This window comes from Pseudochryseolinea flava (assembly GCF_003286915.1).
GTDB lineage: Bacteria > Bacteroidota > Bacteroidia > Cytophagales > Cyclobacteriaceae > Ohtaekwangia > Ohtaekwangia flava.
Genome location: NZ_QMFY01000032.1, coordinates 1 through 13,794 on the forward strand (window position 1 = coordinate 1; position 13,794 = coordinate 13,794).

Sequence of the window (13,794 nt, forward strand, 5' to 3'; positions counted from 1 at the left end):
CGTTAAGAAAAAAATCATTAAAAAACTCTTCCGAAAAACACTAGCTTAGAACCATCAAATCCACGCAGCTAAAAGGTGGGTCAGATCATTACCGAAATAGGTGGGTCACACTTAGCGAAATAGTCATCCCATCAATCCAAGGATCTATAATATTATTTCCAGGTACCTCTACCAGTTTGCTTTTCCAAAGTTGAATAGTGAGTTCAATTGCACCCCTTAATAGGGATTGACATTGTTTAAAATAACCAATGTGAAAGCAGCTCAGCGCAGCACCAAAATCATCAAAGATTTCTTGATTAAGAATCCATGCATTGTACTCTAACTGTCTATTGATATCAATCCTTCCAACCTTGGAACTCGACAAGGAAATTGACGAACTGTTCATACTTAGATAGAATGATAGTTCCCCGAGATGATTTAGAATATTTTCTAAACTGTTAAATGTCTTTTGGTAATGAAAAACGAGGTTTTCCTTTAAAATAGGTCTTATATCCATCTTAGTCAGTAGTCGATTAAGATAATAATAAGGCCCATTAATGGAAAGCAATGGGCCTTATAAAATGGATGAAAACTCTCAGACCTTCACCTTCCTCTTCGGCTGTTTCTTCTCACTGGTCAAAGTCTCGTCAGGTTCTTCAAATGATGCGCTCTGCTTCCGCTCTTCCTTTGGCGCTGAAACCTCCTTTCCATTATCAACTCCGGACTGTTTCTTCTCATTCTCCTGATAGACTTTCTTGAGATTGCCATCATAGATGTTGAGTGATTTGAATTGGGGGTTCGCTTCAATGAACATCTTTTCTTCCTTGTCGCCTTTGAGGAATGTCACCTGATGCAAATTACCGCGTTCAAGGGACTGCGTGAGACGATCACTTGTAATCTGGTCATTGAGTTCCTTAATCGGATGTTTCTTTAGAACGTTTTGTAGACTGAAACCATACGCTTCATGAATCATCTTGAATTTATGATTGCCGTGATTGTCTTTCTGATTCCAATCAATCTGAAGCCACGCATTGTACTTCTCACCTTCCTGGTTGGTGAGATCCTTATTAACCGATCTTCCATTCAAAAGATTGTAAGCCTCTTTAGCAGTTACTCCACTGTTCTTCTTAATGAAGAATGTTTGTGACTTGTCCTGATCGGCACTTTGTCCGGGAAGTGTTGCAGAATACTTGTTAAAGAAATACATGTCAGATTTATCAGACTTACTGAAATCAAGGACATAATTGACTTTGTCCTTCCCATACTGATTCTCCGTGTGCAATTGGAATCCATTCTTTCCAGAATTCAACTCCTCCGTAAGCTTGTTGTTCAAGCCTTCACCAAAGCCAAGGTATTTGATACCCTCCTTCAAAAATTCCAGGTTCTTTGCATTCATAACTTATGTTTTAATTGATTGTTAAAAGATGCGTTGATACAGGCAGCATCTTCGCCTTAAGAATATCTTTGTTGTCGATTCTCAGAGCCAGATGTCTCCCGCCATTGTCCTCGAAAAGATTGATGAATAATCTCTTTCCATCGGGAATAGTAAACTTCTTCACCGCATAGATCAACGTGTGGTACTTGCATACGCCTGAATCCGATCAGATTCATTTCCAATGAACAATGGATTGATCTCTGTCTCCTGGCTCGATGTACGTTTTACCTTTTTGCGATCACGGATTAAGAACTTCAGCGACTTAATATCATAGCTGATCGAACTTTTGTTCCTGATTTGTATTCGGTAGTAGAGTGTGTTACCACGAATGAATATTTCCTGAAGCGAAAAACTCATTTGATACTTGTTATACTGGTCGATTTGGCCTGTCACATACTGCTTGAGTGCCAATTGCGAGTCAACTTGAATGTCCCGTTCATTCACGGCATCCTTTACAAGTATGAGAGATTGCTTTCCGGTGTTTGCAGCAATAGTGATGGCCTGCTCTGATGGCGTATCGGAATACGTTACCGTGAATTGATGTAGGACACCATCAGCGGTAATCACGGTGAGGTTTGTCTCCGTAAATTGTTTACGTCCCGCCTTAACCTGTAGAACGTTCTCAACTCCCCTCGCCTTTTGCGCCAGCACGTCCTGACTACCACGATCAACAGATGTGATTGAAAAAGGAAAGATCAAGCTAGTTGTCTTGCTATACGAAATTGATAGCTTTCTATTCTCTATATCCTGTGCGAATGATGCGTTTACAATCATGAAGATGACTGCCCACAATGAAATTATCTTTGTCATATACTTCCTATTTTGAATCTGTGCTTTGATTGTTCTTGTCTTTCAGAAAGATCTTGTATCCAGCTTTTACGCTCACCTGAATTAGCCGCGTCTTCTTCGATAGTAGACCTTTAGCTGCCTCAATGCCTGCGCTCGCTGCCTGTACTTCTATTGATGGATCGAGAGAACCCAGTTGTATGTCTTGAATTGCCTGGTTAGATGATTTCTTTGCAGCGTCACGGGCAATTGCTCCCGGAACATGAATCCCCTCCAGTCCGTCAATGTCATAAACAGTAAGTGCGACTGGATAGACAGAATTATCATGTTGGATTGATGTGACCTTGATCGTTAGACGTTCTCCATTCAACCCGCAGAGCCCATACACAAAATGACTTTTAGGAATTCGAATACCACTGACATTTATGTCCTGAAGCAATTCCATTTTAATGACAGAGCCGGAAACAAGATTTTGATTGCCGTAGATCTCTGCCCGGATTGCATTTGCCTCGAACGCAGGCAACACAGATTCTTCGAGTCCGTAAAATCCATTTTGCGCATACATTCCCGGAACAGTCTGACCTGAGCCATTGTTTCCAATCATACTAATTTGTTCTTCAGCGCGATTTGGCCGAGTGGAAAGTGCGTCACTATTTTCTCTTTCGGATTTCTCCAATCTTGACTTGACGCGATCCGGATGTTGAATGTCAAGGATCTGACTAAGCACACCGTTAATCTCTTCCATCTCTTTGTCCTGAGTAGGATCATTCTGCATCATTTGCATCATACCCTCAAGTCTATCGACATCAGTTTGAATTGTACTGGTTGATGGTTGAGGCGCTTTTTGACCAGCTTGTTTTTTGCTGGTCGACTTCGTAGCAGGCTTGTCGATCTCTTTCTGAAGTTCCGACAACTTCTTATATACTTTCGCTTCGGTTGCATCAAGTGGCTCGGCTCTGTCGCCTAGCGAAGCATTCATTCCTCCTGCCCTGCGAAGGGAATCCCGCCTCGAAGTGTCTTGTGTGACTTTTAGAGTAGCTAGTCTGAAATATGGATCGCTTCGTTTTGCCTGATTAGCTTTGACCGAATCTCTTCTGGCTTTCTGATACAACGTGAGTTTGTCCCAAGCATTTCCTTCATCATCATTGAACTTTGCACTTGGTAGCTTTACGTTTAATCCGATTGACTCTGTTGTCTTTGCAACCGCCTCTCCTTTTCCGCCACCCAATGCCCAAAAGAACATGGTCATAAATGGCAACACTAGCATAGGCACCATCATGTAGAACTTTCTTTTCTGAATAAATTTCTGTGAATGCGCTTTCATGTTTTTCATTTTTATCTTCTTACCCCTCTCGATTGTGATGGCATAAAATGAAGATCCCTTTCATACTCCATCAACTTTTCTTTAGAAATCTGCTTCCAGTCATCGGTCTTGTCGTATGCACGTTGCGAGTATTCAATATCCCGGTTGATGTATACTTCACCCTGATTGTCGACAGCCACATAGAACGATTCAAACTCCCCATCGATCTCACCCTTCATCTTCCCAACTGGAGTTAGTTGGTCTTCCGTTGTTCCTTTTTCGTCTTCCATAAATATGTCGTATGGCATAGCTATCCTATCCGGCTTGAAACCGGCTTCCACTTTCCTTTCGCTGGATGAATTCAGAATTAGTATGACGCTGATTACTGTTATACAAACTCCAAAAGCGATGACTAGTGATCTCTGTCGATTTTTGGGTAGACTGTTGAACACGCCATTCAGAGCATCAACTTTCTCACGACAAACCTTCTCAACCTTTTTTAAAGTGTCCTTGATGATCATAGCTATCGATTTTCACTCTTGATATCCCTGTTCTCAAGCGTGTTCCATTTTTCAATCAGAAAACCGTGCGGGTTGTTATCCGACCTGAGAACGTTTCTTAGAAAACCCTCTGTGATCAAACTTCGAGTGACTATTGAGGTGGCCCTGATAATTTTTTGCCTGGCAATGCACTTGAAGTAAAATGGATAGTGATTGATGTCTACATTGATACTGTCAATTTGAATCTCCTGACTGACATTACCGGAAATGATGTTCGCGTAATAACTGTTCTCCCTCAGGTTGTCATACTGAGTTTGAGCAGTTGCGTCTGCCAGATACAGAGCGTTCTTAATATTGCTTTGGATGACTTTATCATCAGGATGAAGTGTAAAAAAATAATAGTGAAACATTCTAACATGGTCTCGTGCCTCAACGGGGATATTGTCCTTTCGTTCGGAAGAGAATGCTTCGATAGCTTTTCCATTGGCTAAGATGTAGACCTTGGCCTGTGTAGCCTGAACGACCTGATAGCTCTTGTAAACAGTATAGCAACACAATACAACACATCCGATGATGAGTAAAAATGAAAAAGAACGAATGTGATTGAAGGCGTTGTCAATATTCTTGAGTTGTTGAAACATAGTTTAATGGATTTTAGGTTTTTATTTTCCCGCTAGCTTTTCATGCATGTAGTTCGTTCCATTGACACCATTGTCAGTTGATGATCTGTTATTCCCCGAACCGCTTGGATTGACTACAGAACCTGCACTCGCCACCACGTGACTCGCAGTTGAGTTTGCACCCGTTGAAAACATGTTGGTTGCTTTATAGAGCAATGCATTTGCGCCTCCGGCATGAACGATGTAATTCGCGATACTTGGAACGGTGAAATATCCTATGATGCCGATCACCATGAAGATCAGATATGCCGAATCAGTTGAGCTGAAGAAAGTATCACCATACTGATTAACCTGGTTGATGTCAATTTTTAGCATGTTCTCCTGAATCTTACCGATCATACTTCCAAAGATGTTGGCGACCGGAAGCCACAGGAAAATATTGATGTACCTGGCTAGCCAAACGGTAAGTGTATGATGCAGTCCGTCAAAAACCGAAAGGCCAAAGATCAACGGTCCGAGAATGGCGAGGATGATCATATAAAACGTCCTGATTGTATTGATACAAAGCGCTGCTGCCTGATATAGGACATGCAAAACCTCAGACATCCATTGCTTGATAGAATTACGGAAGTTGTAAGACGCCTTCGCCATGGCGAAACGAACATCGTTCCCTATTCCATCAAGAAACCCTTCCTCATCACCTTCCGGGTGACTGTAGCGATACCATTTTGCACGATCGCCCTCTCCGTCTACACCAACATACATTTGCCAAAGTGGACTCTTTCTGATTGCTTCTTCCTTTCGTTTAAGCAGAAAAGCAACAGAATTGTTTGAACCATCAATCATCGCTGCTGTCCCCGTCACTGTTGGGGTGAGAACGGAATTGATAATCGTGAGCACGGTCGGAAACATCAGGATCGCCAGGCCTATTGCAAATGGTCGCAACAAAGGGTAGAAATCAATTGGCTCCGCATTGGCAATGTGTCGCCATACCCTGGCTGCGATAAACCACATAGCCGCGAATCCTGCGAGGCCTCTTCCGATGTCGATCAGTTGTGAACTGAGTGGAATCATCTCATCGTAGAGAGTATCCAGCACACTTCTGAAGCTTTCTATTTCACCGGCAACCTGCGCGTGCGAAAGATTAGGCAATAGAATTCCAGCACCCACTATCAAAGTGGTCTTAAATTGATTGTTCATAAGCTTTAGTTTTCTACTTCATAGAGTTTTTCCATTCCACCGACTTCACTACTCTCCTTCGCTCTCTGCACCACAAGAACCTGTGTGCTATTATTGAAGTATCTTAAAAAGGACAACTTACTCTCCATGTCGAAATAAATCCGATCAATGGATTGAATCCTTTCGTCATCGCTCATCCGAAGTTTGTTCGCTGTAACGATCATAGTCAACTCTTCCAGATTTCGCAGACTTTGCTTGGCCAGATATGAATAAACCCTTTCCAGATATTTAATCTCATCAGGCGTCAACTTGGGATCGCACTTGAACCTATCGAATGCCCTCTTATACTCTTTGATTAGCATCGACTGATATCGAATAATGTCAGGTATTCTCTTGTATTTGGCTACTGAAGGGTTGACAGCAAATAGGCCATCAAGAAATACTTGATGCAGATTGAAATTGCCTTCCGCTATATCTTTTATCCTGTTGTAACCCTTCGTGAGAATTTTGTATCCCTTATACATATTGTCAAGGATCTCCTCCAACTGTTTTAACTTCTCGTAGTTTAAAATCAATTGAGTTGCCTCTTGTGTCTGGGCATTTGCTGCGGTCAGAACACAAAGCATAATTGCTATTAAAATGGTCTGTCTCATAATTATTATTTTAAAACCAAATCTTTCTGAATCTGCACTTCATGATCTTCTTTACCTCTTTGCGCGATGAGCACTTGAGTGGAATTTGAGAATGACTTCGTGAATTCGTACTTGTCCTTCATATCCACATACAATGCGTCAACCCTTTTTACCCTTTCATCATCCTTCATTTCAAAATCAGAATTGCTAAGGACGCGATCGAGTTCATCAAGGGACATTTCCGATTCGCGAAGGATATTGATGTAAACGCTTTCGACATAATTCTTTTCGTCAACCGTGAAATAGTCACTGTCATTCGCAAACTGTTTGAGTCTACGAAATTCTATCATGATCCTCTTCTGATAAGCAATGATACTTGCGACCTTGGCCGATCCGCTTACGGCTGAATTAACATTACCTAGAGACTCTAAATATTCTATATCCAAGTCGAATTTCCCTTGCTTGATGTCACCGACCATAGTTAACCCTTTGTCGACTATCTTATATCCCTTCTTGAGGTAATCCAGGTAAACCTTGAGCGCAGCAATCTGTTGAAGCAGGTATTGTTTCTGTGTCTTCTTCTGCCGAAACCATTCATTGAAGGTTTGTGCATTTGAAATATTTGCACACAGTACAAGAGTGAAAATAATAATGAGCTTATTCATCAGGAAGTCCGTATAGTTTCTTCACCACATCAATCTCATGTTCATCCTTCGCACGACTAATACTGAGCAGCATGTTTTGAGTATTGAACTGCTTCAGATCGAAGTAATTCTGATCTATCTCACTCGCGGCTTGCTCAATGATTTCGAGACGCTTTGCATCGGTCATCTGTGTCTTGAACGAATTAATCACAATTAAAATCTGGTCAAGATTCTTAACACTTTCGTCCATGATGCCAGAATAGATCTTTGCCATGTACTCTCGCTCACCATCAGTAAAGTGTTTATCGTTTTGGACAATGTTCCAGCAACGCTTGTACTCATCAACAATACGAACCTGCTTGTCCATCACTTGACGAACCCGCTGATACATAGCGATGGTGTTCTTTACCTTCCAAAGCTCTTCGTAATAGTCTGCATAGAGCTTACGATGCTTTTCAGTCCATTCGGCAATCTCAGTCAGCTTCAATTCATTTAACTTGTTCTCAAGTACCTTTTGAGCATTCTGCTGCCAGATCGTCTTATTTTGCAGACGCTGGATCATAAGGTCAACCGCCTTGATGACCTTCTTGACTGCTTCTTTAATGATCTTGGCAATTGGAATGGCGGCATCCGCCTCAGCGCATGGCTGAGTTACTAGAACAACCGCCAGTCCCAATGCAAAAAATATCTTAGGTGCTCTCATAGATTTATTGTTTAAGCTGCGTTCCCTAATCGAATATCATTTGCCAATTCAGCGATGCCCTTCCGAATGTCACCATTCCATTTCTTTGCATATTGCTGAACCTTCATCTTCTCCGACTCCTCGGTAGTGTACGCCAGGTATTCTTCAAGAGAAACTTCAGTCGCATACACCTTTGATTGCACCCCTGCCAGACTGATAAACACTTCCTTGTATTTACGTTTCGGATCGTTGCTTTTGTTGATCGATAATATGAGCGCCTTCTCCTTTTCTGTGAGTCCTAAGAGCTCCTGAATCAGGTCGAACTTGTTTTGATATTTACTTTGATCCAACAGAATCTTACAGTCAGAGTTATTAATGATCGCTTGTTTTACCACAGGCGAACTTATGATATCCTCTACTTCCTGAGTCACGACTATCGCCTCACCAAAGAATTTCCGCACGGTCTTGAATAGGTACTTTATGTACTCAGCCATCCCCTCTTTAGCAATGGCCTTCCATGCCTCTTCTATCAGGATCATCTTTCTAATTCCCTTCAGCTTACGCATCTTGGAAATGAACACTTCCATGATAATGATCGTTACTACGGGAAAGAGAATTGGATGGTCTTTGATATTATCTAACTCAAATACAATGAAGCGCTCTTTTAGAAGCTCAAGATTCTCTCTCGCGTTCAATAAGTAATCAAATTCTCCACCTTTGTAATAAGGCCTGAGCACGTACAGGAAATTCTCTACATCGAAATCTTTCTCTTTAACCTTGTCATCTTTAAGAATGATTACAAATTCATCCCGCAGAAATTCATAGAAGGTATTGAAACATGGAAAAATTGACTTATCTGTTTCGAGTCGCTTGTAGTAAGTCTGAAGTGCTATTGACAATGCGACATACTCAGATCGGTTAAACGTCTCATCGTCTTTTTTCCATAGCGCTAGCAACAGTGTTTTAATGCTTTCCTTTTTCTCAGTATCGAGCGTATCGCCATCTGCGATGTAGAAGGGATTAAACTTAATCGGATTCGCCTCGTCATAGGTGAAATAGTATCCATTCACCAAATCACACAGTCCTTTGTAGGAATGGCCCACGTCCACGAGCACTATATGCGTGCCTTGTTCATAGTACGATCGAACCATGTGATTGGTGAAAAAGGATTTTCCGCTGCCTGAAGGTCCAAGGATGAATTTATTCCTGTTTGTGATGATGCCCTTCTTCATCGGCTCATCGGAAATGTCTACATGTACAGGCTTTCCTGTTAACCTGTCGCCCATCCTGATCCCAACCGGACTGATAGAAGACTGGTAATTGGTCTCAAGGTTGAGAAAGCAAGTTGCCTGTTCAGCGAAGGTGTCGAACGTATCATTCATTGGAAAGTCCGCTTCATTGCCTGGGAGGCCAGCCCAGAAAATCTGCGGTGCTCCGTCAGTCTCCTGCTTAGGTGAAGCATCCATCTGAGCCAACGCGGATGACACCTGTGTTTTGATTTCTTTCAGATCTTTCTTGTCTTCCGTCCAAACAAGAACATTGAAGTGAGCTTTCACAGGAAGCCTTTGCGAAGCAATTGCCTCGTTAAGAAAATCATTTGTAGCGTCTCTGCTTATCGCATTCTCCCGCGAATATGAAGACAGCGATTGCAACCTAAGTCGTTTGCTTTCAAGCTGCTTAATTGTCTTTTGGACATCCTGAATGAAGATGTATTGATTGTAAATATGATTGCATGGTAGTAGCTGCCCCAGGTGAGATGCGAATCCAACACTGAACTTTGTCTTGTCTGTCGAATACTTATCGTAGTTGATTCGTGAGCCACACAGGGACGGCATATCTTCGACATCTGCCAGCGCAAACAACTTGCAATGATCATCACCAATGAAAATACCATCCTTAAAAGAAATATCCTTTACAACCGGAACGGCTCCCTTCGACTGAAGAAAACAATACTGTTCAAGCAAACCCACTGCATGCTTGTTGCCGGTGAGTTCATCATCTTTAATTCTTCTCAGCTTGACAAAACCACTGTCCTGCAAGATCCTTTCGAATTGCCCAACCGAATCATGAAACTCCTGAAGCTTCTGTTCGTTGATGGTCTCCTCCGGAACGATGTTACGCTTGGTCAGTGTTGAGAACATTGAACTAGAATCCTTTCGATCATTTAGTTTTTTCGTTACCATGATGTAACACGTATGATCCAGGTATGGACGCTCATTGAAGAATCTTTCGCTGGAGTGTGAGAGAAACGTCAAAATCTTATCATCGAATGCACCATTGACCTCGCGAGAACGAAACCAATCCTGCTTGTGAAATACTGAGTTTACTGGTAAACATTTGATCGCCTTTACCCAAGCGTGATGAAATGATTCATACTCCTGATCTGACAAGGTGAAGATCTCCGGCAATGTTGCCTCAAATGCTACAGTGATATCCCCGCACTTTGAAAGGATACAGTCGTTCTCGACCTTGTAAATCGGAAACACTTTATCTATGTCTACTAAGCCTGACATATTACGTTGGATTTTAAAGTTGAATGAAGAGCCTTCTGCTAGCGCAAACCAAATGAGATGGAATGCTTCGCCTTGCGGCTCTCTTCATGAGACCGTATTGGCCGTACTGATTGCTGATCTTGTAAACGAACATGAACAGCACTGTTCCCAGGATGATGATCAATCCCAGACATAGAAACATGTTGACACCAGTGATGTAGAGAATTGAAAACAATATCAGTAACACCACGAGTCCTGCGCCAAGGTATCCAATGTACTGAGCCTTCAATCCTTTGAATTCGATTGGCTTATTGATACCCTTGTTGATATTGTATACACTGCTTGCCATTAGATGCCGAAGAATGAACCCAACACTGTAGCCACAATCACCAGGAACACACAGCTGCCAAACCACGCTGCTGCAACTTTGCTCGTATCAGGGTCACCGCTGTTCCATTTCTGATAGACTTTAACCGCGCCAACTAGTCCAACGACTGCGCCAATAGCATACATAAGTTGAGTTCCAGTATCAAAGTAACCGCGCACCTGAGTAGCAGCTTCATTGATCCCCGCATTACCGTCCTGCGCATAGGCAACAACGTACGATAAGCAATACACTGACAGAGCCAATACAAAAGCTCTTCCCCTTCTGATCGTTTTCATTTTACTTTTCATAATTGTTTTTAGTTGTTGATTGATGTATAACCTCTCCGTTAGCACTCAACCACAAGGACTCAAGCTCTTCGACACTGAAGCTTATGGATTGATTGCCTTTAAAATATTCATGGATAAAACTGACTACCTCCTGCTGAACCGGAGTACCGGAGAATTCCGGCCGTTGTTGAACTAGTCTCGTAATCTTTTCTACGTAAGTCGCCTTGTCTTTTTTCTTTGATGCCAGATACATGAACACTTCTTCAAGGGCATCCATCATATCCACACCAGCAGAGTCGGCACGGTTTGCAGCCAGTAGTTCCTCGGGCTGAGATTCGAAACTCAGCTCTTCTGACGAGGCGATACTTTGCTTTGTGGGAATTTGCTTCCGAACGGAAGTTGAGATACTCCCCATGAATTTACCTTGGGGAAAATTGGATTTAGAAATTTCTGGCTTTGCTTTCGAGGTCGATTCGCCTTTAAGCTTAGCAACGATGTCTCTTGAATAAAAAATAGCTACGGCTATAACATAATATCCAGCCGCTAAGCATCCGACTGCAAACAGATACTCTTCCCAAGAAATTGATTTGAACATATGACCTCCGTTTTTGCGTTACAGAGGTAAAGGTGTGATCCATCAAAAGGAAATGATACACAGTTGGGTCACAGGTGGGAAAGATATATTTATTATGTCAGATGTTCGGTGTCTCAGGAGGTGTTGGCGGAGATGGTTGTATAGGTGAGTCCGATGCCTTAGTGTCCTTTGGCACCATGGCACTCTGCGGAATAAGGGCATTTTCATTTCGAAATTCCTCGACCAAATGAAAGTGTGCAAGCTTCGGTTCTTCCCAATAACTACTCGCTGCATGCTCGAGCATTATAATTTGAAAACTGGCCTTGACTTGAGTAGTCATATTCTCAATAAAAGAATTTAATAAAGCGAACGCGTCTTTTATCGTATTTCTATCATCATCGGCAATGATTTCGCCAGTATCAGGATTTATTGTCGATTTCTCCAAATAAGGCTGACTGGGTTGATCCAATACCAGAAATTGGGGAACGTAAGGCTGTTTGTAAACTATGAAATGTTCATGTAACCCTAAAAAAAGACACAGATGCATAAACATATAGTTTGACTTGCTACCAATATTTGATGAAGACAGAATGTCACCCGGCTTTCGCAATTTCAAAATCTTTAAATGTTCATCAAAGTAGACTTCGTAATCCTTATATACCCCCATCGAATTCGTTAGGTTGTAATATTTTTGAATAGTTTTCTCAAGAATATTTAGAATAGCTTTTCGCTTCTCTGCTGTGTCAGTCAGTATTCGCTTTAGTTCTTCAATCTGTTTTAGCATTGGGCCTATATCGGGCAGCTCGTCAGCCAAATTCCATTTATCCTTATAAAACTCGAGCTTGGATTTCAATTCTCCGATAAACATAAACTTTCCAACTTCATCCGTAAAGTCTTTAGTACCTGTAGGCAATCCAGAAAGTGTTTTTTCGATATCCGATGCTTCCTTCTTGAGACGAGTTATCTCACCTTTGACATTTGTCGAGATTGCCTTCTTGTTGGAAATTTCCTCCCTAATCTTTCCTAAAGAAACTTCAAGAGTCTCAATGAATTCTTTTACTTCCAAAGTTGGAATTAGCTCAGTGAAGTTTGTCCTTAAATATTCAATTGGTCTCAGACTTTCGTAGTCGCCTCTTAAGTTATCTTTATAGGTATTGTACTCCTCGTTAAAACGCTCTAAGCTTCGAATTTTGCGCCATATAGATCGCTTGTTCTTATTCAGATCTTCAATCTGCCTTAAATTGTTGGAATACTGGGCAGGCCTAAACTGTGTAATCAATGCCTCAAGCCGCTCCAATGCTTCATCCACAGTGAACAAGCGCCTTTCGATTAAATCGTATTCTTGCGCCCTGCCCAACAGTTCGATTATCTTCTCATTAAATAATCGCTCGTCCTTTTGCAATACTTTCTGTTTCTTTTCAATCCGGTCAATATCACCTTCAAGAGCGATTATCTTTTCCTTCACAAGCACATTATTGGGGTCATCCACACCCAACGCGAGAAAGAAGATACGATTAAGTGCCTCTTTATATTTTTCGCTGTCATGCAAATCGAAGTCAAAAAAAATGTTTGTGTGAGCGATTGTGTCTTCAGATAATGTATTAAACAAGAGAAAATATCGATAAGATATTTTAGATCCGGCAGCAATCTTTTTTCCTCCATATGGAATAACTAGGTTCTCGTCAATTGAAAATTCCTTTTCAATTACGCTTTTAAGTTTATCGAAATCGAAATTGGCGACCGGATTTATAGGAATTTCACCAGTACTTGAAAAATATACTTCTCTAGACGCAACATTTTTATCAGCATACTTACGCGCTATAACAAAATCCTTGTCGTTGATCGAGAAAATTAATCCAAACCACTCAGTGTACTCATTTATGATCTCTTCGACTATTCGCGATTTGCTGGAGAGAAGACAATAATCTATAATAGACAAAACAGAAGACTTACCCGTGCTTTTCGCACCTGTTATAACATTCACCTTATCTGGATAAAACTCCAATACTTTAGGCTCGCTTCCATTCTTAAACCAAAGTTTAATTTGTTTGATATAGAATTTCATAACACAATCCGAAGTTTAAGGTAAAATGAAGCAGTAGTCTCAACTAGCATTAACTTTTGAAGCGATTGATTTGCTTTGAAGATATCTGTGGCACGTTGTCCAATGCCCTTATCCGCATCAGGCTGAATATTTCGCTACCGTCTGACCCACCCTTTCGGTAATTACCTGACCCACCTATTTCGGAAATGGTTTGACCCAGGTATTTCGCTAATTATCTGACCCACCCGTTTCGGTAATCATTTGACCCGG

At 41.5% G+C, this 13,794-nt stretch carries 15 protein-coding genes; all 15 read right to left on the reverse strand.

From position 1 onward, the window contains the following. Positions 1-574: 574 nt before the first annotated feature. On the reverse strand, positions 575-1,375 hold the full coding sequence (locus tag DQQ10_RS27365) for a hypothetical protein (RefSeq protein WP_112750146.1): 801 nt from the start codon (positions 1,373-1,375) through the stop codon (positions 575-577). A 10-nt stretch (positions 1,376-1,385) separates the two neighbouring features. Beyond that, a complete protein-coding gene (locus tag DQQ10_RS28490; protein WP_165824143.1) occupies positions 1,386-1,538 on the reverse strand; it encodes a DUF4138 domain-containing protein in 153 nt (50 codons plus the stop codon). 8 nt (positions 1,539-1,546) lie between these two features. Further along, positions 1,547-2,224 carry a conjugative transposon protein TraN gene (gene traN / locus DQQ10_RS27375; RefSeq protein WP_112750148.1) on the reverse strand — a complete coding sequence of 226 codons (678 nt, stop codon included), beginning with the start codon at positions 2,222-2,224 and terminating at the stop codon, positions 1,547-1,549. A 7-nt stretch (positions 2,225-2,231) separates the two neighbouring features. Beyond that, positions 2,232-3,524, reverse strand: a complete 1,293-nt coding sequence (gene traM / locus DQQ10_RS27380) for a conjugative transposon protein TraM (RefSeq protein ID WP_165824144.1) — start codon at positions 3,522-3,524, stop codon at positions 2,232-2,234. An 11-nt stretch (positions 3,525-3,535) separates the two neighbouring features. Next, complete coding sequence (locus DQQ10_RS27810; RefSeq protein WP_133259788.1) at positions 3,536-3,793, reverse strand: hypothetical protein; 258 nt, start codon at positions 3,791-3,793, stop codon at positions 3,536-3,538. Positions 3,794-4,026: 233 nt separating this feature from the next. Further along, on the reverse strand, positions 4,027-4,644 hold the full coding sequence (gene traK / locus DQQ10_RS27390; protein ID WP_112750151.1) for a conjugative transposon protein TraK: 618 nt from the start codon (positions 4,642-4,644) through the stop codon (positions 4,027-4,029). 21 nt (positions 4,645-4,665) lie between these two features. Further along, positions 4,666-5,823 carry a conjugative transposon protein TraJ gene (gene traJ, locus DQQ10_RS27395; protein ID WP_112750152.1) on the reverse strand — a complete coding sequence of 386 codons (1,158 nt, stop codon included), beginning with the start codon at positions 5,821-5,823 and terminating at the stop codon, positions 4,666-4,668. Between the two features lie 5 nt (positions 5,824-5,828). Next, positions 5,829-6,455, reverse strand: coding sequence for a TerB family tellurite resistance protein (locus DQQ10_RS27400; protein WP_112750153.1), 627 nt, complete (start codon positions 6,453-6,455; stop codon positions 5,829-5,831). Positions 6,456-6,460: 5 nt separating this feature from the next. Continuing rightward, positions 6,461-7,099 (reverse strand): hypothetical protein, encoded by a 639-nt coding sequence (locus DQQ10_RS27405; protein WP_112750154.1) that lies wholly within the window; start codon positions 7,097-7,099, stop codon positions 6,461-6,463. Next, positions 7,092-7,781, reverse strand: coding sequence for a conjugal transfer protein TraI (locus DQQ10_RS27410; protein WP_112750155.1), 690 nt, complete (start codon positions 7,779-7,781; stop codon positions 7,092-7,094). The genes DQQ10_RS27405 and DQQ10_RS27410 overlap by 8 nt, the downstream gene beginning before the upstream one ends. Positions 7,782-7,792: 11 nt before the next feature. Beyond that, positions 7,793-10,273: a TraG family conjugative transposon ATPase gene (locus DQQ10_RS27415; RefSeq protein ID WP_112750156.1), complete on the reverse strand. Its 2,481-nt coding sequence runs from the start codon at positions 10,271-10,273 to the stop codon at positions 7,793-7,795. A gap of 13 nt (positions 10,274-10,286) precedes the next feature. Beyond that, on the reverse strand, positions 10,287-10,601 hold the full coding sequence (locus DQQ10_RS27420) for a DUF4133 domain-containing protein (RefSeq protein WP_112750157.1): 315 nt from the start codon (positions 10,599-10,601) through the stop codon (positions 10,287-10,289). Then, positions 10,601-10,906 carry a DUF4134 domain-containing protein gene (locus tag DQQ10_RS27425; RefSeq protein WP_449421209.1) on the reverse strand — a complete coding sequence of 102 codons (306 nt, stop codon included), beginning with the start codon at positions 10,904-10,906 and terminating at the stop codon, positions 10,601-10,603. The genes DQQ10_RS27420 and DQQ10_RS27425 overlap by 1 nt, the downstream gene beginning before the upstream one ends. 10 nt (positions 10,907-10,916) lie before the next feature. Next, positions 10,917-11,501 (reverse strand): hypothetical protein, encoded by a 585-nt coding sequence (locus tag DQQ10_RS27430; protein ID WP_112750159.1) that lies wholly within the window; start codon positions 11,499-11,501, stop codon positions 10,917-10,919. A 97-nt stretch (positions 11,502-11,598) separates the two neighbouring features. Continuing rightward, a complete protein-coding gene (locus DQQ10_RS27435) occupies positions 11,599-13,545 on the reverse strand; it encodes a DUF3732 domain-containing protein (protein ID WP_112750160.1) in 1,947 nt (648 codons plus the stop codon). Positions 13,546-13,794: the final 249 nt, after the last annotated feature.